The organism is Melaminivora sp. (assembly GCF_032059615.1).
GTDB lineage: Bacteria > Pseudomonadota > Gammaproteobacteria > Burkholderiales > Burkholderiaceae_C > Melaminivora.
The window spans coordinates 17,300-36,665 of the sequence record NZ_DAMCAM010000017.1 but is presented as its reverse complement, the minus strand read 5'-3'; the positions used below and the strand labels follow the sequence as shown (position 1 = coordinate 36,665).

At 69.1% G+C, this 19,366-nt stretch carries 29 protein-coding genes; 28 read left to right on the top strand and 1 reads right to left on the bottom strand.

Annotated features, from left to right (window positions below; genetic code table 11):
• Position 1 precedes the first annotated feature (1 nt).
• A complete protein-coding gene (locus RT051_RS05695) occupies positions 2 to 1,858 on the bottom strand; it encodes a terminase large subunit domain-containing protein (RefSeq protein WP_313073452.1) in 1,857 nt (618 codons plus the stop codon).
• Between the two features lie 143 nt (positions 1,859 to 2,001).
• Here RT051_RS05695 and RT051_RS05690 point away from each other — a divergent pair, with 143 nt between their 5' ends.
• The 28 genes from RT051_RS05690 (at position 2,002) to RT051_RS05555 (ending at position 19,365) form a co-directional block, all read left to right on the top strand.
• A complete protein-coding gene (locus RT051_RS05690) occupies positions 2,002 to 2,832 on the top strand; it encodes a GPO family capsid scaffolding protein (protein WP_313073447.1) in 831 nt (276 codons plus the stop codon).
• Positions 2,833 to 2,889: 57 nt separating this feature from the next.
• The gene (locus RT051_RS05685) at positions 2,890 to 3,900 is read left to right on the top strand and encodes a phage major capsid protein, P2 family (protein ID WP_313073444.1); all 1,011 of its coding nucleotides are present in this window, start codon (positions 2,890 to 2,892) and stop codon (positions 3,898 to 3,900) included.
• Between the two features lie 105 nt (positions 3,901 to 4,005).
• Positions 4,006 to 4,710, top strand: a complete 705-nt coding sequence (gene gpM, locus RT051_RS05680; protein ID WP_313073441.1) for a phage terminase small subunit — start codon at positions 4,006 to 4,008, stop codon at positions 4,708 to 4,710.
• A 136-nt stretch (positions 4,711 to 4,846) separates the two neighbouring features.
• Positions 4,847 to 5,329, top strand: coding sequence for a head completion/stabilization protein (locus RT051_RS05675; RefSeq protein ID WP_313073430.1), 483 nt, complete (start codon positions 4,847 to 4,849; stop codon positions 5,327 to 5,329).
• The gene (locus RT051_RS05670) at positions 5,326 to 5,550 is read left to right on the top strand and encodes a tail protein X (RefSeq protein WP_313073427.1); all 225 of its coding nucleotides are present in this window, start codon (positions 5,326 to 5,328) and stop codon (positions 5,548 to 5,550) included. The genes RT051_RS05675 and RT051_RS05670 overlap by 4 nt, the downstream gene beginning before the upstream one ends.
• A 4-nt stretch (positions 5,551 to 5,554) precedes the next feature.
• Positions 5,555 to 5,794: a hypothetical protein gene (locus RT051_RS05665; protein WP_313073424.1), complete on the top strand. Its 240-nt coding sequence runs from the start codon at positions 5,555 to 5,557 to the stop codon at positions 5,792 to 5,794.
• Entirely contained in the window at positions 5,785 to 6,309 is a 525-nt protein-coding gene (locus tag RT051_RS05660) for a glycoside hydrolase family protein (RefSeq protein WP_313073420.1), read from the top strand. Before RT051_RS05665 ends, RT051_RS05660 begins: the two co-directional genes overlap by 10 nt.
• Positions 6,269 to 6,892, top strand: coding sequence for a DUF2514 family protein (locus RT051_RS05655; protein WP_313073416.1), 624 nt, complete (start codon positions 6,269 to 6,271; stop codon positions 6,890 to 6,892). Before RT051_RS05660 ends, RT051_RS05655 begins: the two co-directional genes overlap by 41 nt.
• Before the next feature lie 12 nt (positions 6,893 to 6,904).
• Positions 6,905 to 7,420, top strand: coding sequence for a phage tail protein (locus RT051_RS05650; RefSeq protein ID WP_313073411.1), 516 nt, complete (start codon positions 6,905 to 6,907; stop codon positions 7,418 to 7,420).
• Positions 7,421 to 7,426: 6 nt separating this feature from the next.
• Positions 7,427 to 7,900, top strand: coding sequence for a phage virion morphogenesis protein (locus RT051_RS05645; RefSeq protein ID WP_313073408.1), 474 nt, complete (start codon positions 7,427 to 7,429; stop codon positions 7,898 to 7,900).
• A gap of 70 nt (positions 7,901 to 7,970) precedes the next feature.
• Entirely contained in the window at positions 7,971 to 8,564 is a 594-nt protein-coding gene (locus RT051_RS05640) for a phage baseplate assembly protein V (protein ID WP_313073403.1), read from the top strand.
• Entirely contained in the window at positions 8,561 to 8,938 is a 378-nt protein-coding gene (locus tag RT051_RS05635) for a GPW/gp25 family protein (protein ID WP_409520551.1), read from the top strand. The genes RT051_RS05640 and RT051_RS05635 overlap by 4 nt, the downstream gene beginning before the upstream one ends.
• Positions 8,935 to 9,933, top strand: a complete 999-nt coding sequence (locus RT051_RS05630) for a baseplate J/gp47 family protein (protein ID WP_313073398.1) — start codon at positions 8,935 to 8,937, stop codon at positions 9,931 to 9,933. The genes RT051_RS05635 and RT051_RS05630 overlap by 4 nt, the downstream gene beginning before the upstream one ends.
• Positions 9,930 to 10,289 (top strand): hypothetical protein, encoded by a 360-nt coding sequence (locus RT051_RS05625; RefSeq protein WP_313073394.1) that lies wholly within the window; start codon positions 9,930 to 9,932, stop codon positions 10,287 to 10,289. The genes RT051_RS05630 and RT051_RS05625 overlap by 4 nt, the downstream gene beginning before the upstream one ends.
• Positions 10,286 to 10,477, top strand: coding sequence for a hypothetical protein (locus RT051_RS05620; protein ID WP_313073391.1), 192 nt, complete (start codon positions 10,286 to 10,288; stop codon positions 10,475 to 10,477). The genes RT051_RS05625 and RT051_RS05620 overlap by 4 nt, the downstream gene beginning before the upstream one ends.
• 1 nt (position 10,478) lies before the next feature.
• The gene (locus RT051_RS05615) at positions 10,479 to 11,036 is read left to right on the top strand and encodes a hypothetical protein (protein ID WP_313073388.1); all 558 of its coding nucleotides are present in this window, start codon (positions 10,479 to 10,481) and stop codon (positions 11,034 to 11,036) included.
• Positions 11,037 to 11,039: 3 nt separating this feature from the next.
• On the top strand, positions 11,040 to 11,258 hold the full coding sequence (locus tag RT051_RS05610; protein ID WP_313073384.1) for a hypothetical protein: 219 nt from the start codon (positions 11,040 to 11,042) through the stop codon (positions 11,256 to 11,258).
• Positions 11,255 to 11,893 carry a phage tail protein I gene (locus RT051_RS05605; protein ID WP_313073381.1) on the top strand — a complete coding sequence of 213 codons (639 nt, stop codon included), beginning with the start codon at positions 11,255 to 11,257 and terminating at the stop codon, positions 11,891 to 11,893. Before RT051_RS05610 ends, RT051_RS05605 begins: the two co-directional genes overlap by 4 nt.
• Before the next feature lie 3 nt (positions 11,894 to 11,896).
• Positions 11,897 to 12,589 carry a phage tail protein gene (locus RT051_RS05600; RefSeq protein WP_313073377.1) on the top strand — a complete coding sequence of 231 codons (693 nt, stop codon included), beginning with the start codon at positions 11,897 to 11,899 and terminating at the stop codon, positions 12,587 to 12,589.
• 14 nt (positions 12,590 to 12,603) lie between these two features.
• Complete coding sequence (locus tag RT051_RS05595) at positions 12,604 to 12,921, top strand: hypothetical protein (RefSeq protein ID WP_313073374.1); 318 nt, start codon at positions 12,604 to 12,606, stop codon at positions 12,919 to 12,921.
• 26 nt (positions 12,922 to 12,947) lie between these two features.
• Entirely contained in the window at positions 12,948 to 13,799 is an 852-nt protein-coding gene (locus tag RT051_RS05590) for a glycine-rich domain-containing protein (protein WP_313073371.1), read from the top strand.
• 4 nt (positions 13,800 to 13,803) lie between these two features.
• Positions 13,804 to 14,253: a hypothetical protein gene (locus RT051_RS05585; protein ID WP_313073368.1), complete on the top strand. Its 450-nt coding sequence runs from the start codon at positions 13,804 to 13,806 to the stop codon at positions 14,251 to 14,253.
• Positions 14,254 to 14,381: 128 nt separating this feature from the next.
• Complete coding sequence (locus RT051_RS05580; protein ID WP_313073366.1) at positions 14,382 to 15,578, top strand: phage tail sheath subtilisin-like domain-containing protein; 1,197 nt, start codon at positions 14,382 to 14,384, stop codon at positions 15,576 to 15,578.
• A 46-nt stretch (positions 15,579 to 15,624) separates the two neighbouring features.
• Positions 15,625 to 16,134 (top strand): phage major tail tube protein, encoded by a 510-nt coding sequence (locus tag RT051_RS05575; protein ID WP_313073361.1) that lies wholly within the window; start codon positions 15,625 to 15,627, stop codon positions 16,132 to 16,134.
• Between the two features lie 116 nt (positions 16,135 to 16,250).
• On the top strand, positions 16,251 to 16,595 hold the full coding sequence (locus RT051_RS05570) for a phage tail assembly protein (protein ID WP_313073357.1): 345 nt from the start codon (positions 16,251 to 16,253) through the stop codon (positions 16,593 to 16,595).
• An 8-nt stretch (positions 16,596 to 16,603) separates the two neighbouring features.
• Complete coding sequence (locus RT051_RS05565) at positions 16,604 to 16,741, top strand: GpE family phage tail protein (RefSeq protein ID WP_313073354.1); 138 nt, start codon at positions 16,604 to 16,606, stop codon at positions 16,739 to 16,741.
• A gap of 11 nt (positions 16,742 to 16,752) precedes the next feature.
• A complete protein-coding gene (locus tag RT051_RS05560) occupies positions 16,753 to 16,881 on the top strand; it encodes a hypothetical protein (protein WP_313073350.1) in 129 nt (42 codons plus the stop codon).
• Between the two features lie 30 nt (positions 16,882 to 16,911).
• Positions 16,912 to 19,365, top strand: a complete 2,454-nt coding sequence (locus tag RT051_RS05555; protein WP_313073347.1) for a phage tail tape measure protein — start codon at positions 16,912 to 16,914, stop codon at positions 19,363 to 19,365.
• Position 19,366 lies beyond the last annotated feature (1 nt).

The window sequence follows — 19,366 nt, the reverse complement described above, 5'->3', positions numbered from 1 at the left end:
GTCAGTCGGAAATTTCAAGGAAAGAAGAGCCCTGCACGCTGGCCAGGCCGGTGCCGGTCTCGAGGGGCTCATGGCTGAGCGCGTTCATGCACGCCCAGGCCAGGTCAGAGTGGCCGGTCTCGGTGCTGCGCCCGGCCGCATAGGTCACGCTGCGCCCGCTCGCCGTCAGCTCGCGCTTGATCGCCATGAAGCTGGCCGCCAGGTCTTTGTTGCCCGCGTCGAACTCCAACCGGCCCGTCTTGATGACCTGCTGTGCCTTGAGCACCAGCATGGTCTTGGTGTCCACGCTGTAGTTGATGCCGCGCGCCGCCGGGTAGAACTGCTGCACCAGCTGGTACACGCCCTGGCCGATGCCCGTGGTGTCCAGCGTCATGCCCGCCACGTTGTAACGCTCGCAGACGGCCTTGATCGCGCGTGCCTGCGCCTCGAAGTCCATGCCCTTGAACTGCTCGGTGTGCAGCACGCGCAGCGGGCCGCCAGGCTTCGCCGGGGGCGCTACCACCACAAGGCCGGCGCTGTCGCCGGTGTGGCTCGGGTCGTAGCCCACCCACACCGGCGCCCAGCCCAGCGGCCGCTGGCTGAAAGGCTTGAAGTCCTTCCACAGCTCCCAGCTGTCCACCATGCAGCCCTGCAGCATCGCCAGCGGGAACACCGAGAACGAGTCGTCCACGAAGCCGCACATCAGCAGATTGGCCACCTCGGCGTCGGAGTACTCCAGCCGCAGTTCGTCGAGGTCGAACAGGTCGCAGCCGCCGGCCAGCGCATCCATGATCGTGACGATGTGCCGCCACACGCGGTCCTCGCCCACGAAGCCGCTGGCCAGCCGCGCGTGGCTCAAGTCCACGTCGATCTTGTCTTTCTTCTTCACCCGTGCGCCGCTCCAGAAGGCATAGGCCGCGTGCTGGATGCTGCTGGGCGTGCTGAAGTAGGTCTTGCGCCATTTCTTGTGCATGGCCATGCCGCTGGCCACCTTGTTCAAGCGCTCGAAATCCTGCGTCCAAAAAAACTCGTCGAAGTAGAAATTGCCGTGGTAGCCCTGCGCCGTGCGCGCGTTGCTGCCCAGGAAATACAGCGTGGCGCCGTTGGCCAGCACGATCGGGTCGCCTTTCAGCTCCACGCCCGTCACCTCATGCACGAACGCCGCGATGTACTGCTTGAAGATGTGCGCCTGGGCCTTGCTGGCCGACAGGAAAATCTGATTGCGGCCGGTCTCCAGCGCGTCGATCAGCGCCTCCCGCGCGAAGTACCAGGTGGCGCCAATCTGCCGGCTCTTGAGGATCGCGCGCGTGCGCTGCTGGCTGCCCTGCCACCACTGCAGCTGATACGCAAACAGCGAGTCCAGGAAGGCGCTTTTCAGCTGCTCGATGTGCTCGTCGGACAGGGAGTTCTTCGCGCGCCGCTGCTTCGGCCCGGCGTTGCGCGCCTCGATGGCCGGGTTCAGATCCGCCTCGCGCCCTGACTGCTGGTATCGGCCGATGCGCGCCAGGCGCTCGAGCTGGCGGCCCAGCAGGTCGATTTCTTTGTAATCGCCGCCGGTCTTGTCGGTTTTTGCCACCAGCGTCACCATGCGCGCCTCAAGCGCCCCCTCAACCCGCTGCACTGCCGGCGCCGCGGCCCAGCCTTCGGCCTTGTGCCATCCGTGCAGCGTGCCGCGGGCAATGCCCAGGTGCTCGGCGATGTGCGACAACCGCCAGCCCATCCAGTACAGTGCCCGCGCTTCGCGTCGTTTGCCGACGCCCCCGTCCGCAGCGCCGGGCGTGCCGGCGGGCAGATCGTTCGGGTGCGCTCCAGCGCCCAGCGGGGCAGGGCCCTGGGACGAGGCGGCGCGCCGGCTGGCGGGAGTAGGTCTGGCTGTCATATGCCGCGCCAGTGTGGCCCGCGCGCGCGCGGAGCGCAGCAGCGGAAAAATGTGCTGCGTGCAGCCACAACGCGCGCAAATTGCACCAACCGGCACCAGTGCGCAACATAGCGGCAGATCAACCACTGCCGTAGGGCCGCACCATGCCGACCAAATTCTTCCGCGTAGCCACCGAAGGGGCCACCACCGACGGCCGCGAAATCCAGCGCGCCTGGATCGAGCAGATGGCCAAGAACTACAAACCCGCCACCTACGGGGCGCGCGTGTGGCTGGAGCACTACCGCGGCGTCACGCCCGACAGCGCCTTCGCCGCGCTGGGCGACGTGCTGGCGCTCGAAGCGCGCCAGGTCGAGGACGGCAAGCTGGCACTTTTCGCGCAGATCGAGGCGCTGCCCGGCCTGGTGGCCATGAACAAGGCCCGCCAGAAGATCTACACCTCCATCGAGGTGGACCCCAATTTCGCCAAGACGGGCGAGGCCTACATGACCGGCCTGGCCGTCACCGACAGCCCGGCCAGCCTCGGCACCGAAGTGCTCAAGTTCGCCGCCGGCAACCCCGACGCCAGCCCGTTCAAGGGCAAGAAGCACACCGAGGGCGCGCTGTTCACCGCCGCGGTCGAGACCGACCTGGGCCTGGAGGGCGACGCCGAAGGCATCGCATCCGTGCTCGTCGCCAAATTCAGCGAACTGCTGAGCAACTTGCGCGGCATCACCGCGCCCACGCACAAGCCGGAAACCTCCGAAGCCTTCGCTGTCAAGACGCTGGAAGTGCTGGGCGCGGCTGATGCCGCCATTCAACGCCAGGCCGCCGAGCTGGCTGCCGCCACCGCCGCGCACGCCGCGCTGGCCGGCCAGTTCGCCAAGCTGCAAACCGACTTCAAGGCCCTGCAGGAAAAGCTGAGCCAGCAGGACGGCAGCGGCACCAAGCGGCCCGACGCCACGGGCACCGAAGGCGCCCTCAAGGCCGACTGCTGACCCCCACGCCGCCCGTCCACCGACCAACCACCACGCACGCCCACCGAGGACCGCCCCATGAAGAACGCAACCCGCGAGCTGTTCAACACCTACCTGCAGGACCAGGCCACGCTCAACAGCGTTCCGTCCGCCGCGCAGCAGTTCACCATTTCGCCCAGCATCCAGCAAAAGCTGGAGAACCGCATCCAGGAATCCAGCGCATTCCTGAAGTCCATCAACATCGCTCCCGTCGATGAAATGCAGGGCCAGAAGTTGGGCCTGGGCACCACCGGGCCGATTGCCAGCCGCACCGACACCACCACGAAGGACCGCGCCACCACGGACCCGCACAGCCTGGAAGGCCAGGGCTATCTGTGCTCGCAGACCAACTACGACACGCACCTGCGCTACGCCACGCTGGACATGTGGGCCAAGTTCCCCGACTTCCAGCTGCGCCTGGCCCGCGCCATCCAGCAGCAATGCGCGCTGGACCGCATCATGATCGGCTTCAACGGCGTGAGCGTTGCCGCCGACACCAACCGCACCACCAACCCGTTGCTGCAAGATGTGAACAAGGGCTGGTTGCAGTACCTGCGCGACAACGCCGCCGCGCGCGTCATGACCGGCGGCAAGGTCGCCGGCAAGGTGCAGGTCAAGGCAGACGGCAGCGGCGACTACAAGACCCTGGACGGCCTGGTGTACGACGCCACCCACGGCCTGCTGGACACCTGGCACGCCAAGGCCGGCGACCTGGTGGCCATCGTCGGGCGCAACCTGCTGCACGACAAGCTGTTCCCGCTGATGGACAACCAGACGGCGCCCACCGAGATGCTGGCGGCCGACATCGTGCGCAGCCAGGCGCGCCTGGGCGGCCTGCAGGCGATCAGCGTGCCTTACGTGCCCGAGAACGCGGTGCTGATCACCAGCCTGGCCAACCTGTCCATCTACTACCAGGACGGCAAGCGCCGCCGCGCGGTGATCGACAACCCCAAGCGCGACCGCATCGAGACCTACGAGTCCAGCAACGACGCATTCGTCATCGAGGACTTGGGCAAGGCCTGCCTGGTCGAGAACATCGAACTCGCCTGACGCCGGCCGCGCGGCGGCAGCAAATGGCGGCTCTAAAAAAAGGGGCCGCTATTTGCAGGCCGCGCACTGCCGCCCCTCACACCAACAGACGAAAGAGCACCGGCCATGCGCCTGACACCTGCCCAGCGGCACCGCATGCATCACCTGGCCCTGCAGCAGGCGGCGCTGGCCGAAGCCACCAACGCCCACGGCCACACCGTGGGCACCGCCTACGAGCTGCAGCTCGCCCAGCTTCACCAGCACCGCCTGCGTCTGAAAGACCTGCAGAGCGTCGAGCGCAAGGTCGAAGCCAAGCGCGCCATGCTGCCCGAGTACGACGCCTACCTGGACGGCGTGCTGGCCGCCCGCCCCGGCACCCAGGACGATGTGCTGGCCACGGTGCTGGTGTGGCACATCGACGCCGGCAACTACGGCCGCGCCCTGCAGCTTGCCGAGTACGCCCTGGCCAGCGGCATGAGCCCGCCCGACCGCTACAACCGCGACCTGCCCACCATCGTGCAGGACGAGGTGGCCGAGGCCATCCTGGCCGGGCGTCTGGCAGGCCCTGACGCCGTGGCCATCGCCGCCCAGGCCCTGCAGCTGACCGAGGCCGCCGACACGCCAGACCAGGCGCGCGCCAAGCTGTACAAGGCCGCCGGCTGGGCGCTGCTGGGCAAGACCGGCAGCCACGACGTGGATATGAAAACCCGCACCCTCAAGGCCTGCAAGGCAGCCTTGCCCCTGCTGCAGCGCGCCCTGCAGCTGGACACCCGCACCGGCGTGAAAAAGGACATCGAGCGGCTGGAGCGCCGTCTGGCCAAGCTGGACTAAACGCACCACCCGCTGCAACCCGAGCGCACCCCGCGCCGTGGCGGCCCCAGGGCAGCAGACCGCACCCCGTGCACCCGCCTGCCTCGCCCTGGGCCACCGCCACACCCGCCACCGCCACCGCCACCAGCCCACGCCCATGTCGTTCCTCGCAACCGCAAACCCGCCAGCCGCCGGCATTGAGCCGGCGGTGGTCAATGACGACTTCTGGCCGGACATCGACCCTGCCCAGCTGCGCAAAGACCTGCGGCTGGACGGCACCGCCACGCCCGAGCGCCTGCACTTGGCCATTGAGGCCGCCATGTGGGCCGTCAATGCCGAGCTGGCCGAGTGGCAGGCCCAGCAGCTCGCGGCCGGCCACGCGCAGCTGGCAGACGTGCCGGCGCCGCAGCTCGCGGGCGTGAACGTCAAGGCCCGCCAGTACCGCCGCGCCGTCTACAGCCACGTGCAGGCGCAGCTGGCCGAGGCCTACCGCGATCTGGACACGCTGCCCCAGGGCGCAGGCAAGGAGCAGCGCGTGCAGTCTGCGTTGGAGATCCGCATCGACGGCTTCAACCAGCAATTGCGATGGGCCATTGCGGACCTGCAAGGCAAGTCGCGCGTGATCGCGGAGCTGTTATGACCACCCGCGCCGCCCCCGCCATCACCGTGCGTGCCCAGGCACACGACACGCTGGACGCGCTGGCCTGGCGCCACCTGGGCGCCACTGCCGGCCATGTCGAGGCCACGCTGGCCGCCAACCCCAGCTTGGCCCAGGTAGCCGCCGACCTGCCAGAGGGCTTGGCCGTGCGCTTGGTCAGGGCGCCCGAGCCGGGACGCCGAATGGTCTATCTCTGGGACTGACGTCATGAGCAAGGAAGCAACCATCCGTACCGCTGCCGCCGAGGCCGCCAAGGCTGCCCCGCCCGTGGCTGTCCTGGCAGATGCCGCCGCCCGCGGCTGGACCATGACGCACACTGCTACGGCGCTGACCATCGCCTACGTGCTGCTGCAGTCTGCCTACTTGGTCTGGAAATGGCGCGTCGAGCGCCAGGACCGTCTGGCGCGCTTGGCGCGCGAAAAAATGGAGGAGGCCGCATGCAAGTGACCCCCACCACAGCACGCCTGGCGGTGCTCGCGCTGTCAGCTGCTGGCCTCATCGGCATCGCTGTCTCCGAAGGGTTTGAATCTGTGGCCCGCCCGCCGGTGCCCGGCGACGTGCCCACCGGCGGCTTCGGCAGCACGCGCACTGAAACCACCGGCCCCATGCAGGCGGGCGAGCGCATCGACCCGGTGCGCGGCCTGATCCTGCTGCAGCGCGACGCCGCCGAGGCCGAGCGCATCGTGCGCCGCTGCGCGCCCGTGCCCATGCACCAGCACGAGTTCGACGCGTTCGTCAGCCTCGCCTACAACGTCGGGCCGGGAAAGGCGGGCGTGAAAGACGGCTTCTGCGAACTCAAGCGCGGAGGCCCCTCCACCATCGTGCGCCGCCTGCTGGCCGGCGACTACGCCGGCGCCTGCAGGGCCATCCTGGACTGGGACAAGTTCCAGGGCCGGCCCCTGCGCGGCCTGACGCTGCGCCGTGAGCGCGAGAGCACCCAGTGCCTGGGAGGCACGCCATGAACCCCATCCTGCTCGCCATGTGGTGGCACTGGTGGAGGGCCTGGCCGTGATCGCGCAGCTCAAAGCCTACGGCTGGCAGCTCGCCGCCCTGGCGCTCGCCGGTCTGCTGCTCGCGCAGACGCTGCGCCTGGCCGATGCCCAGGTGGCCGAAGCGCAGGCCATCACCACCCTGAACACCGAGCGCGCCGCCCATGAGCGGCAGGCCCGCGTGCTGACCGACCGCTACCGCACCCTGGAGGTAAACCACCGTGACGAAATCGCAAAGATCGGGGCCGAGGCATCGGCCGCCGCTGCCGCTGCTGCTGCTGACGCTCGCACTGCTCGCGCTGCTCATGACGGGCTGCAGCGCGACCTTGCCGCCTACATCGCCGGCCACCGCCGCGCCGCCCTCGCTCGCGCCGCTGCCGGCCAGTGCGCGCCAGACACCGCCGCCCTCGATGTGCTCGCCGACCTGCAGCGCCGCGCTGACGCGCGAGCGGGTGAGCTGGCGGCAATCGCTGACGACGCCCGCGCCCGCGGCACCGCATGCGAGCGCGCCTACGACGCGGCCCGCGCCATGAGCCAGGCCGCCGCCACGCCATAGGAGCCGATCGCCGTGTGGAAACTCCCCAGCCTGCGCCGCCTGATCGAGACCGCCGTGCCCGAGCTGGCACGCGACCCCGAGCGCCTGATCGTCATGGCCGCCGATGGCCAGGCCGTGTCCACCCTGGCCGGCGGCCTGTCGTTTGAGTACCGCTACACCGCCGCCATCACCGTGCTGGACTACACCGGCCACACCGACGCGCTGTTCGTGCCCATCCTCGCCTGGGTGCGCGTGCACCAGTCCGAGCTGCTGGACAGCCCGGCAACGCAGGACCGCGGCGTCGAATTCTTGGTGGAGCACCTCAACACCGCCGCCGTGGACATCGGCATCCGCGTGCCGCTCACCGAGCGCGCCATCGTCCGCCCCGATCAGGCGCACCCTACACGCTTCCACGTCACGCACCCAGCCGAGCCCTGCCACCCGGGTGGCCAGTGCCTGCCCGAGCACTGGGAGCTGTGGCTCAAAGACCAGAAGCTGGCCGAGTGGGACATCGCCGCGCCGCCCGAGCGCGCGCGCTTCGCGCTGTAGCCGACCATGGCCGACTTCCTGGCGCTCGAATCCTGGGCCGGCGCGCTGCTGGCCAAGCTGCAGCCCGCGCAGCGCCGCCGCATGCTGGTGGACGTGGCCCGGCGCCTGCGCACCGCCAACGCCCAGCGCATGCGCGCGCAGACCGACCCCGAGGGCCAGCCCTGGCAGCCGCGCAAGGCGCCCAGCGCCACGCTGCGCAGCCAGCGCCCGCGGCTGCGCCAGCAGGCCCGCCAGCGCCAGCCCATGTTCGCCAAGCTGCGGCGCGCCAAGCACCTCAAGGCTCGCGCCGCCAGCGACGCTGCCGTGGTCGAGTTCGCCAGCCGCGCCCAGCGCATCGCACGCGTGCACCATTTCGGCGAAACCGACACCGTCAACCCTGGCGGACCGCAGTACGCCTACCCAGCACGCGAGCTGCTGGGCATCAGTCAGCCCGACGCTGACCAACTGCTGCAGGCCCTGCTGGACCATCTGGCCGCATAAGAAATTGTGGCCCGCGCACCCACAGCAGCCCCTGCTGGCGCACGCCCTCCTGTGGCGCCACCATGCCTGCATGTTCCGCTCCATCCCGCAACACGACACGCCCCAGGAAGCCACGCGCCGGCTGGAGAACATCGCGCGCCTGGGCACCGTCGCCGCCGTGCGCCACGCCGCGCCGGCACGCTGTCGCGTCAAGCTGGGCGGCAACACCACCGGCTGGCTGCCCTGGCTGGCCGGGCGCGCTGGCGGACAGCAGGGCTGCACTTGGTGGCCGCCCGCCGTGGGCGAGCAGTGCCTGGTGATCTCCCCAGGCGGCGACCTCGGGCAGGGCTTGGTATTGCTGGGCGTATACAGCGACGCCATGGACGCACCCGCTGATGAGCCAGGCGTGGACCGCATCCAGTGGAGCGCGAACAACTGGGCCGAGTACCGCGAAGGCCGGCGCACTATCCACCTGGACCGGGCCATCCGGCTGGAAGTCGGCGATGGATGCAGCATCGCCATGGAACCGGACAGCATCACATTGAGCGCCGGCGGCGCGACGGTACACATCGGCGGTGGCAAGGTCACTAGCAATGTGGACGTGATCGCGGACGGCATCAGCCTGATGCTCCACAAGCATGGCAAAGTGCGCAGCGGCGCCGACTTGTCGGGGGCGCCACAATGATGGACCGTGCCACTGGCGGGCGCATCGACGCTATGGCCCACCTGCGCCAGAGCGTGGCCGACATCCTGTCCACGCCCATCGGCAGCCGCGTCATGCGGCGCGAATACGGCAGCCTGGTGCCTGCCTTGATCGACCAGCCCGACAGCCTGGCCACGCAGACACGGGTGTTCTCGGCCATCGCCTCGGCGCTGATGCGCTGGGAGCCGAGGCTGACCCTGGAGAAGATCGGCATCGAGCGCGACCCCATGCGCCCCGGTCGCGCCACGGTGCACATCGACGGCCGCTACACCGGCGGCGCGAGGCGTGAGCCGGCGCCGCTGGCCATGGCGGTGCTGCTGGGCGCAAGCCCGGGTCCGGGCGGAGGCAGCGCATGATCGACCTGTCCGCGCTGCCTGCCCCGCAAGTTGTCGAGCCGCTCGACTACGAGGCGCTTCTGGCGCAAACCAAGGCCGAGCTGGCTGAACGCCTGCGGGCGCACCTGCCAGCCATCGACAGAATACTGACGCTGGAGTCCGACCCCATCGTCAAGCTGCTGCAGGCGTGGGCCTGGCGCGAGCTCCTGCTGCGCGCGCGCATCAACGACGCCGCACACGGCGTCATGCTCGCCTACGCCGGCGGCGCCGACCTGGAGCAGCTTGGCGCCAACTTCGGCGTGCAGCGCCTGCTGGTGGATGCGGGCGACGCGCAGGCGAGCCCGCCGCGGCAGCCGGCGCATGAGGACGATGCCAGCTTGCGCCGGCGCATCCAGATGGCCATGGAGGGCTTCAGCACCGCTGGCCCACAGGGCGCCTACGTATTCCATGCGCTCGGCGCCGACGCCCGCGTGCGCGACGTCGCCGTGGATGCGCCACGCTTCGGCCCGGCCGTGCTGGAGCCAGCCCTGGCCGCGCAGCTGCCCGCCGGCGTCATCGCCTTGCAGGTCGAGCACAGCGCCGGCCTGAGCATGCCCCTGCCCGGCATGGTGGCGGTGACGGTGCTTGCGCGCGCCAGCCATGGCGCCACGCCCCAGCCCGTGCTTGATGCGGTGGCCCGCGCGTTGAATGCCGACGCCGTTCGCCCGCTCACCGACGTGGTGGTGGTACGTGCGGCCACCGCCGTGCCGTTCGCTGTGGATGCCACGCTGTACGTGCAGGACGGGCCCGATCACGCTGTTGTGCGCGACGCCGCCATTGCGGCGCTGGAGCGGCTGCTGGCCAGCCGCGGCAGCATCGGACAGAACCTGGCGCTGTCGGCCCTCTACGCAGCGCTGCACCAGCCCGGCGTGGTGCGCGTGGCCCTGGCGCAGCCGCTGGCCGATGTGCTGGCGGGGCCCACCGAGGCCGCGCACTGCACCGGCTACTCCATCGCCGTGCAAAGGGCCACGCCATGAGCGCGGCCGCCTTGCCCCTGCTCATCGAGCGCTACGCCACCTTCCGGCTGGACCTGCAAGTGAGGACGCCCGTAGGCGATGGCACGCAGCCGCACAACATCAGCGGACAGGTGCCCCGCATGCAAATCCGCCCAGCCAAGGATTCCCAGGACATCTGGCTGGAGCTGCACACAGGCAACGGCCGCATCCAGGTGCTCGATGCGGCGCAGGGACTGCTGCGACTGCAGATCGCCGCCTCCGTCACGGCCACCTTTGGCTGGCAGGCGGCGGTATATGACCTGGTGCTGATCGCCGGGGCCGAGACGCGCCGCCTGATCGAAGGGCCGGTGGTGGTCAGCGATGGGGTGACGCGGTGACAGGGCAGCTGCAGGTCATTGTCCTGCCTGCCGACTCCGTAGTGGAGGCCGTGACCGGCGCCGTCGTCGGCCCCTACATCGACATGCAAAACGCCCAGCCAGGCGATGTGCTGGAGGTGGCCCCCGAAGGCCACATCGTGCCCACGCGCACGCAGCGCCACCAGATCTACGACGGAGGGAATTTCTGACATGGCCAACACTATCCGCATCAAGCGCCGTGCTGCCGGCGGCGCGCCCGGGGCGCCCGCACGGCTGGAGAACGCCGAGCTGGCTTTCAACGAGCAGGACAAGGTGCTGTACTACGGCCTGGGCACAGGCGGCACAGGCGGCTCTGCCTCGCAGGCCATCCCCATTGCGGGGCCGGGCGCTTTCGCGCCGCTGGACTCGCCCGCGCTCACCGGCTCCCCCACCGCGCCCACAGCTGCGCCGGGCGCCAACAACACCCAGCTGGCCACCACCGCGTTTGTCAAGGCCGCGCTCGCTGCTTTGGTAGGCGGCGCCGGCGAGGCGCTCGACACCCTGAAGGAGTTGGCGGACGCGCTTGGCAACGACGCCAACTTCGCCGCCACCATGGCGGCCCAGCTGGGCTCCAAGCTGGCCCGGGCGCAGAACCTCGCCGACCTGCAGGACGCAGCTGCGGCGCGCACGAACCTGGGGCTCAAAACGCTGGCACTGCAGGCTGCTAACGCGGTGGCCATCACCGGCGGCAGCATCGACGGCATCACCTTCGATGGAGGCACGTTCTGAGCCATGGCCAATACCTTCAGGCTCAAGCGCAGCGCCACGCCCGGCAAGGTGCCGCAGGCGGTGCAGCTTGTGCCTGGCGAGCTGGCGGTCAACACGGCCGACGGACGCCTGTTTGCCAAGCTCGACAGCGGCGCCGTGGTGGCCTACGAGGGTACGCCCGTGGGCGGCCAGCCTGCCGGTGCCCGGGACAGGGGCCAGCGCTACTTCTTCGGGCAGCTATGACAGCGATCGCGCGCACGCTCCTGCCGCCGGGCACCACAGCGCTCGAGCATGCGCTCGAGGCCGGCGGCGCCCGCCTGGATGCGCTGTCCGTGCCTCTGCGCGAGCTGTGGAGTCCTGCCGCCTGTCCAGCCCCCCTGCTGCCGTGGCTGGCCTGGGCGTTCTCGGTGGATGCCTGGGACGATGCCTGGAGCGAGCCTCAGAAACGGGCAGCCATCGCCGCGTCCTATGCAGTGCACCGTGCCAAAGGTACCGTGGCCGCCGTGCGTCAGGCACTGCGCGCGGCCGATGCGTCCGCCCGCCTGGTGGAGTGGTGGCAAGAGCAGCCGCCGGCAGCCCCGCACACGTTCCGCGTGCAGGTGGAGCTGAAAGAGCGGGGCATCACCGAAGAGGCGCTGAACGGCATCGAGCGCCAGGTGGCTGCTGCCAAGCCTGTGCGCAGCCACTTCACGCTCACGCTGGTGGCGCGTACCGAGGCGCTGGTGCGCTACGGCATTGCCGCCTTCTCGGGCGAGACCACCGAAGTGCTGCCCTACGCCGTCACGCAGCTGCAGGCACCGCGCGCGGCGCAGCGCTACGGCATCGCCCTGCAAAGCTGGGACACCACCACCGTTCACCCGAGGGGGCCGAGGGCCTGACGCATGAGCTACTACACCATCCTCACCCACCAGGGCGCGGCGGCGATCGCCAATGCCCAGGCCACAGGCGCCACCGTGCCCTTCACCCACATCGCCCTGGGAGATGGCGCAGGCGCGCCGGTTGCGCCGGCGCAAGGCGCCACGGCATTGGTGCGCCAGGTGGCGCGCGTGCCGGTCAGCAGCGTGACGCAGCATGCCGAAAACCCCAGCTGGATCATCGTGGAAGCCGTTGTGCCCGCCACGATCGGCGGCTGGACAGTGCGTGAGATCGGCCTGCTGGGAGGCGTGGGCCCCGGCAGCCCGCGGCTGCTTGCGCACGGCAGCTTCCCCGAAACCTATAAGCCTGTGCTGGAGACAGAGAACGCCAGCCGCGATCTGAACATACGCATGGTGGTGGAGGTCTCCAGCGCCGCCGCGGTGACGCTCACCGTGGATCCATCCGTGGCGGTGGCAACCAACCAATCCATCGCCAACGCTCTGTCCGCGCACCGCGCACAGGCCGACCCGCACCCGCAGTACGCCACCGGCGAGCAGCTGGTCGGACACCTGGCGCATGCTGACCCCCATCCGCAGTATCTGACCGAGCCCGAAGGAGACGAGCGCTACGTGCGCGCCGGACAACTTTCAACCGCCGATGCGTTGGCCGCCCTCCGGGGCGCGCGGGCGCTGCGGTACTTCCACGCCTCAGGCATGTAAAGGAGACGCCAGCCATGGCCAACGGAAAACTGGGCGCGGCCGACTGCGCCGCCGCCACCCACGTGACGCTGTATGCGGTGCCTGCCGGCACGGTAGCCACCATGAATGTGAATCTGTGCAACCGCACCGCGGGCGCCATCAAGGTAAGCCTGTCCATCGGCACGGCCGCTACGCCGGGCAATGCCGACTACATCGAGCACGAGGCGGAAATACAGCCCCATGACGTGCTGGAGCGCACCGGGCTGGTTGCCAGCGCGGGCGAACGAGTCATCGTGCACGCAGCCGCGGCCGGAATTTCAGCACGCGTGATGGGGTTCGAGGAAAGCGTCTGAGAGGGCGCAACTGAAAGGAGCAGCACATGGGACGCAACTTGAATGCAGGGAGCGCAGGCGCCGAGAATGGCATCGGCAGCGGCGCTCGCAACCCCATTACAGGGGTCTTCGGCCAGGGCCGGGTGGCGGTGTTCGGGCAGAGCGGCACCTTCGTAGTGCCGGCAGGCGTCAACGCCGTGCGAGTGCGTATGTGGGGCGCGGGCGGCGCAGGCGCCGGCACCGGAGGCGGAGGCGGCGCATTCGCCATGAAAGTATGTGCAGTCACGCCTGGCGCAGCCATCGCCGTGACAGTGGGCACAGGCGGAAAGAGCCAGGCCGAGGCTGGCGGCAGCACGTCCTTTGGAGCACATGCATCGGCGGGTGGGGGCGCTGGCGGGCAGGGTGTCGGGGGCCAAGCGGGCGGGGCCGGCGGAGGCGGCTCCGGCGGCGATGTGAACCACAGCGGCGGCCGTGGCGGGTACATCTCCGGAACGCAGAGCACCTATGGAGGCGGTGGAGCAGCGAATCTCTTTGGCCCTGGCGCGCCCGGCGGCGCGAGCGGTGCCTCCGGCGGAGGAGGGCATTTCGGCGGTAGCGGCGGCAGTGGGCTGGGTGGGTTTGGAGCGCTGTCGCAGGGAGTGGGCGCGGGCCGGGGCATCGACCAGGGCACCAGCGCCGTGCCAGACGCGGTGGACTACATCGGCACCGGCGGCGGCGGCGCGGGCAGCAACCAAGAGGCCAGTGCCTCGGCTGGCTGGAACGGCGGCGGCGGCGGCGCGATGGGCAGCAACAACATCCAAAATTCAGGCGCGGGCGGATTCCCCGGCGGCGGGGGTGGCAGCTCTGCGAACAGCTTGTTCGGCTGTGGCGCCGATGGCCTCTTGATTGTGGAGTGGTAATAGCATGGAAAAATACGCTCGCATCATCGACAGCGTGGCAGCGGAGGTGTTCACGCCGCCCCAAGGCTTTGCCCTGGGCGACTGCTTCCACCCTGAACTGGCGGCCCAGTTCACTGCCGTGCCGCCCGAAGTGCAGCCCCAGTGGCACCTGGTGGATGGCCAATGGCAGCCCCAGCCCCCCGGGCTTGTCCCATCCCCTGGAGCCTCACCTTATCCCCAGGTCTCGCCGGTCGAGTTCAAGCTGCTGTTCACCCTGGCCGAGCGCATCGCCATCAAGGCCGCACGCACCGAGGACGAAGCCATCGATGACTTCTTCGCGCTGGTCGATGACCCGCGCCTGAACTTTGTCGACCTGGCGCTGCAGTCCACGCAGGAGGCCCTGCAGCACCTGCAGGACCAGGGCCACATCAGCGAAGCGCGTCGCCTGGAGATCCTCACCGGCACGCTGCGCTGAGCGGCGCTCCGCCCGGCGCCACTGGCGGGCGCAGCCACAGCGCGCGCTGCTGGCTTTTGTCTGCGTGCAAAAGCACCATGGGCCATCCGCGCATCGAGTGCGGCCTTTACCGCATCAGAGGACAGCCCATGGCAATTGCAGACTTCCACCACGGCGTGCGCGTCACCGAGCTCACCGAAGGCACCAGCACGCTGCGCATCGTCTCCACGGCCGTGATTGGCCTGGTGGCTACCGGCAGCGACGCCGACGCGGACGCCTATCCGCTCAATCGGCCGGTGCTGTTCACCAGTATCGACAAGGCCCAGGCCAAGGCAGGCACGTTGGGCACGCTGGGCCCCGCGCTGGCCTGCATTGCGCAAAATGCGCGGCCAGTGCTGGTCATCGTGCGCGTGCCCGAAGGCGTGGGCGCCGACGCCGACGAGAAGGCTGCCGACCAAGCCAGCAAGGCCATCGGCGGCTATGCGGACGGGCAGCGTTCCGGCATCCAGGCGCTGCTGGCAGCTGAGCAGCAGCTGGGTGTCAAGCCCCGCATCCTGGGCGCGCCGGGCCTGGACACTGCGCCTGTGGCGCAGGCCCTCACCAGCGTGGCCGAACAGCTGCGTGCCATGGCCTACGTGGCCGCGCATGGCGCACAGGACGTGAGCGCTGCGCTGGACTATGCCCGGGCTTTCGGCAAGCGCGAGACGATGGTCATCTGGCCCGACTTCACCCGCTGGAGCACTGCCGACAACGCCGTGGTGCAGGCTCCGGCCGTGGCCTATGCCCTGGGCCTGCGCGCCGCCATCGACCAGGCCCAGGGCTGGCACAAGAGCCTGTCGAACGTGCCCGTCAATGGCCCTACCGGCATCAGCCGCGACGTGTTCTTCGATCTGCAAAGCCCGGCCAGCGATGCCACGCTGCTCAACGAAGGGCGCGTTACCACGCTGATCCGCAGGCAAGGCTTTCGCTTCTGGGGCAACCGCACCTGCAGCGCCGACGAGGCCTTCAGCTTTGAGACCGCCACGCGTACTGCGCACGTGCTGGCCGATACCATGGCCGAGGGGCATTTCTCGTTCATCGACAAGCCGCTGACCCCCGCCCTGGTCAAAGACATCCTGGAGGGCATCAACGCCCGCATGCGCAGCCTGAAAGCCGGCGGCTACATCCTCGATGGCAAGGCCTGGATCGACTACGAGGTGAACACCACCGAGCTGCTGAAAAGCGGCAAGCTCACCATCGACTACGACTACACGCCGCTGCCACCGCTGGAAGACCTGGGCTTTCGCCAGCGCATCACCGACCGCTACTACGCCGACTGGGCCATCCGCGTGGCCACCGGCCAATAACGCGCGCTGCCGCCCACCCCTGACAGCACAACCCTAGGACAACGCCATGGCCCTGCCGCGCAAACTCAAAGCCTTCGCCGCCTTCGTGGACGGCACCAACTACATGGGCGAGGTGCCCGAAGTCACTTTGCCCACCCTGTCGCGCAAACTGGAGGAATACCGCGGCGGCGGCATGAACGGCCCCATCGAGCTGGACTTCGGCCAGGAAAAGATGGAGGCCGAAATCAAGGCCGCCGGCTGGATCGGCGGCCTGGTGGCCAAGTGGGGCGCCGCCACGCATGACGCCGTGCTGATCCGCTTCGCCGGCGCCATCCAGGCCGACGACAGCGAAGCCGTCATCCCCGTGGAGGTGGTCATGCGCGGCCGCCTCACCGAGCGCGACCCCGGCAGCGCCAAGGCCGGCGACGCCACCGAGCGCACCTACAAATACTCCTTGAGCTACTACAAGGAAGTGGTGGACGGGCAGGTGGAGATCGAGATCGACCTGGTGAACATGGTCGAGAGCGTGGGCGGCCAGGACAACCTGGCCAGCACGCGCGCCGCCCTGGGTATCTAAAGCGAGAGGTCTCCAGTAGGCCGGGAAGCGCACGGGGGCGCCAACGGCTCTTCAGCGGCGCGCGCCCTTGACTGGGCCGGCCGCTTTTTTCATTCCCAAAGCGAAGGATCAACCCAATGAACGAAAACCAGGAAACCACGGCTGTGCAGCCCGCCGGCGGACGCGTCAACGGCCGCCCGGCCGTCTCGGTCTCGCTGCAGGAGGCCATCGTGCGCAAGGGCGAGACCATCACGCGGCTGCAGCTCATGAAGCCGCGCACCGGCGACCTGCGCGGACTGGCCCTGGCCGACCTGCTGACCATGAAGGCCGACGCCGTGGCAACGCTGCTGCCGCGCATCACCGCGCCCACCCTGGCAAAGCACGAGGTGGACGAAATGGACCCTGCCGACCTGGTGGCCTGCAGCGTGGAGGTGGCCGGTTTTTTGGTGCCGAAGGCGGCCATGGAATCCCTGGCCGAGTAGAGGAAGCCATGGCCGACGTGGCCATGCTGCTGCACTGGACGCCAGAGACCATGCACCCGATGGAGCTGGGCGAGCTGATGCAGTGGCGCCACCTGGCCGTCGAGCGCCACAACGCCCTGAACGCACCGCCTGAGAGGACGCGATAACATGCACCACCATGTTCGACGCCATCATGTACATCGCCTGGGCCGCAGCAATGCTGTGGCTGCTGTGCATGGGCGCGGGCGTGTTGTTGCTGCCCTTGTACCTGTGGGCACGCTGGCGCGACCAGGACCAGGCCGCGTAGCGGGCGCGCCGTGCGCCGAAGGGGCGCGCCATGGTTGACAAACTCCGGCTGGAGGTCTTGCTGGCCGCAGTGGACAAGGTCAGCGGCCCACTGCGCACTGTGGCCGCCGGCAGCAAGGCAACCGCCCAGGCAGTGGGGCAAGCCGAAGCCGCAATCAAGAAGCTGCAAGCCCAGCAGCGTGCCCTGGCACGGTTCGAGAAGGAGCGCGACCAGCTGGACAACGCGCGCAGCATGCTGGAGCAGGCGAAGGCCGCAAACGCCAGCCGGGCCGTGGTGCGCCAGCTCACCGCCGACTACGAAAAGCAGCTGGCCGTCGTCAAGCGGCTGCAGGCCGACATGGCCAACCGCGGCTGGGGCGACGCCCGCGTGGACCAGCAGCAGCTGGCCAGCGCCATCAAGTCGGCCAACACCCAGCTGGACGCGCAGCGCCACAAGGTAGAACAGCAGCGCCAGGTGGAGGAACGACTGGCCACACTGCGCGAGAAGCACAGCAAGGCCATGGTGAAGCTGGGCGCATGGGGCGCCACCGGCGTGGGCCTGCAGATGGCCGGCGCCAAGGCGCGCGCACCGCTGCAGGCCGCCATCAAGGCCTTCATGCCGGCGGAGGATGCAGAGGCGCAACTGGGCGCATCGCTGATGCGCGCTGATGGCACCGTCCCCGCGTCCATGCAGCAGATGCTGGACCTTTCCACCAAGCTGGGCGACAGGTTGCCGGGAAACACCAAGGATTTTACCGAGCTGATGCAGGCCCTGAGTCAGGAAGGCCTGAGCGACAAGACCATCCTGGGCGGAACGGCCGAGGCGGCTGCCTACCTGGCCGTGCAGCTCAAGAAGGTGCCGAAGGAAGCGGCCACCATGGCCGCGAAGATGCAGGACGCCACGCGGGCAACCGAGTCCGAAATGATGGGCGTTCTGGACATGGTGCAGCGCGGACACTATGCCGGCGCCGATGCCGACTACATGCTGTCGGGCTTCACCAAGCTGGCACCTGTGCTGGACATCACCCGCAAGAAAGGCATGGAGGTGATGAATGCGCTCAGCCCGATGATGGTCATGATGAACCAGGCGGGCATGGTGGATGGGGCGTCCGCAGGCAACGCGATCCGCAAGGTGTTCCAGGCCAGCATGGACGCCAAGAAGCTGGGCAAGGCCAACAGCGCCGTGAAGTCCGCAGGCGGAGGGTTCACGCTGGATTTCAGCGACGGCCGGGGCGAGTTCGGCGGCATCGAGCAGCTGTTTAAGCAGCTGAACAAGCTGCAGAAGCTCAATACCATGCAGCGCGGCAGCGTCATCAAGGAACTGTTTGGCGACGATGCGGAAACCCTGCAGGTGGTCAACACCCTGATGAACAAGGGCATCGACGGCTACGAAGAAGCCGCCAAGAAGTTGGCCGATCAGGCCAGCCTGCAGCAGCGCGTGAACGAGCAGCTGAAAACCCTGCGAAACGCCGCAGAGGCGGCTGATGGCAGCTTCACTAACATGCTCGCGGCCCTGGGGAAATCCATCGCGCCCGAGTTGAAACAGCTGCTCCGCTGGTTGGCAGAGCTGGCCAACGCCGTGGGCGGTTGGGCACGCAAGAACCCGCGCGCCACCAAGGCCCTGGCGCTGACGGCAGCGGCCACGGCGGCGCTGCTGTCTGCCATGGGCGCGTTGGTGATCGGAATCGTTGCGGTGCTGGGGCCGCTGCACATGGCGCGCTTTCTGCTGGGCCGCTGGCTGCTCAACCTGGCCGCCGCGCGCATCGCCGCCCAGGCTGCCGCGCCGGCCATGGGCCTGCTGTACCGCGCGGGATTCATGTTGGGGCGGGCGTTCACGCTCCTGCGCGCGGGCGCCGGCCTGCTGCTGGGCGGCATGCGGGTGCTGGCGGCGTTCCTGATCGCCAATCCCATCGTGCTGGCCATCGGCCTGCTGGCTGCGGCGGGCTACATGCTGTACTCGCGCTGGCAGGACGTGGTGGGCGGCTTCAAGCTGCTGATGCAAGACATAGGCGCCGCCGTGTCGGGCGCTGCGCAGTATGTGTGGGGCCTGGGTGCCCAGTTCTTCGAGGCCGGCGCCGCAATCGTGCAGGGCATGGCCAACGGCATCACAAGCCGCATCACCGCCGTGCGTGACGCCATCAGCATGGCCGCCGGCGATTCAATCGACTGGTTCAAGCAACAGCTGGGCATCCACAGCCCGAGCCGCGTGTTCATGCGGCTGGGCGAGCATGTGACCGAGGGGGCCGCCATTGGCATGCAGCGCGGCAGCGGCATGGTGCGCGCCGCCGCCCTGGGCATGGTCACGGCCACCATGGCACCCATGGCCGCCGTGGGCGCACCAGCAGCTGCGGCGCCGACCATGGGCGGCAGCACCTACCAGATCACCGTCAACGCCGCGCCAGGCATGGACGCCCAGGCCATCGCCCGCGCCGTATCCGCCGAGCTGGACCGTCGCGAGCGCGAGCGTGCATCCCGCCGCTACAGCGCCCTGGCCGATATCGACTGAA

What these genes read in the sequence shown, in the direction of transcription:
- RT051_RS05695 (WP_313073452.1), bottom strand. Translation starts at nt 1,858, where the DNA reads ATGACAGCCAGACCTACTCCCGCCAGCCGGCGCGCCGCCTCGTCCCAG.
- RT051_RS05690 (WP_313073447.1), top strand. Translation starts at nt 2,002, where the DNA reads ATGCCGACCAAATTCTTCCGCGTAGCCACCGAAGGGGCCACCACCGAC.
- RT051_RS05685 (WP_313073444.1), top strand. Translation starts at nt 2,890, where the DNA reads ATGAAGAACGCAACCCGCGAGCTGTTCAACACCTACCTGCAGGACCAG.
- gpM (WP_313073441.1), top strand. Translation starts at nt 4,006, where the DNA reads ATGCGCCTGACACCTGCCCAGCGGCACCGCATGCATCACCTGGCCCTG.
- RT051_RS05675 (WP_313073430.1), top strand. Translation starts at nt 4,847, where the DNA reads ATGTCGTTCCTCGCAACCGCAAACCCGCCAGCCGCCGGCATTGAGCCG.
- RT051_RS05670 (WP_313073427.1), top strand. Translation starts at nt 5,326, where the DNA reads ATGACCACCCGCGCCGCCCCCGCCATCACCGTGCGTGCCCAGGCACAC.
- RT051_RS05665 (WP_313073424.1), top strand. Translation starts at nt 5,555, where the DNA reads ATGAGCAAGGAAGCAACCATCCGTACCGCTGCCGCCGAGGCCGCCAAG.
- RT051_RS05660 (WP_313073420.1), top strand. Translation starts at nt 5,785, where the DNA reads ATGCAAGTGACCCCCACCACAGCACGCCTGGCGGTGCTCGCGCTGTCA.
- RT051_RS05645 (WP_313073408.1), top strand. Translation starts at nt 7,427, where the DNA reads ATGGCCGACTTCCTGGCGCTCGAATCCTGGGCCGGCGCGCTGCTGGCC.
- RT051_RS05640 (WP_313073403.1), top strand. Translation starts at nt 7,971, where the DNA reads ATGTTCCGCTCCATCCCGCAACACGACACGCCCCAGGAAGCCACGCGC.
- RT051_RS05635 (WP_409520551.1), top strand. Translation starts at nt 8,561, where the DNA reads ATGATGGACCGTGCCACTGGCGGGCGCATCGACGCTATGGCCCACCTG.
- RT051_RS05630 (WP_313073398.1), top strand. Translation starts at nt 8,935, where the DNA reads ATGATCGACCTGTCCGCGCTGCCTGCCCCGCAAGTTGTCGAGCCGCTC.
- RT051_RS05625 (WP_313073394.1), top strand. Translation starts at nt 9,930, where the DNA reads ATGAGCGCGGCCGCCTTGCCCCTGCTCATCGAGCGCTACGCCACCTTC.
- RT051_RS05615 (WP_313073388.1), top strand. Translation starts at nt 10,479, where the DNA reads ATGGCCAACACTATCCGCATCAAGCGCCGTGCTGCCGGCGGCGCGCCC.
- RT051_RS05610 (WP_313073384.1), top strand. Translation starts at nt 11,040, where the DNA reads ATGGCCAATACCTTCAGGCTCAAGCGCAGCGCCACGCCCGGCAAGGTG.
- RT051_RS05605 (WP_313073381.1), top strand. Translation starts at nt 11,255, where the DNA reads ATGACAGCGATCGCGCGCACGCTCCTGCCGCCGGGCACCACAGCGCTC.
- RT051_RS05600 (WP_313073377.1), top strand. Translation starts at nt 11,897, where the DNA reads ATGAGCTACTACACCATCCTCACCCACCAGGGCGCGGCGGCGATCGCC.
- RT051_RS05595 (WP_313073374.1), top strand. Translation starts at nt 12,604, where the DNA reads ATGGCCAACGGAAAACTGGGCGCGGCCGACTGCGCCGCCGCCACCCAC.
- RT051_RS05590 (WP_313073371.1), top strand. Translation starts at nt 12,948, where the DNA reads ATGGGACGCAACTTGAATGCAGGGAGCGCAGGCGCCGAGAATGGCATC.
- RT051_RS05585 (WP_313073368.1), top strand. Translation starts at nt 13,804, where the DNA reads ATGGAAAAATACGCTCGCATCATCGACAGCGTGGCAGCGGAGGTGTTC.
- RT051_RS05580 (WP_313073366.1), top strand. Translation starts at nt 14,382, where the DNA reads ATGGCAATTGCAGACTTCCACCACGGCGTGCGCGTCACCGAGCTCACC.
- RT051_RS05575 (WP_313073361.1), top strand. Translation starts at nt 15,625, where the DNA reads ATGGCCCTGCCGCGCAAACTCAAAGCCTTCGCCGCCTTCGTGGACGGC.
- RT051_RS05570 (WP_313073357.1), top strand. Translation starts at nt 16,251, where the DNA reads ATGAACGAAAACCAGGAAACCACGGCTGTGCAGCCCGCCGGCGGACGC.
- RT051_RS05565 (WP_313073354.1), top strand. Translation starts at nt 16,604, where the DNA reads ATGGCCGACGTGGCCATGCTGCTGCACTGGACGCCAGAGACCATGCAC.
- RT051_RS05560 (WP_313073350.1), top strand. Translation starts at nt 16,753, where the DNA reads ATGTTCGACGCCATCATGTACATCGCCTGGGCCGCAGCAATGCTGTGG.
- RT051_RS05555 (WP_313073347.1), top strand. Translation starts at nt 16,912, where the DNA reads ATGGTTGACAAACTCCGGCTGGAGGTCTTGCTGGCCGCAGTGGACAAG.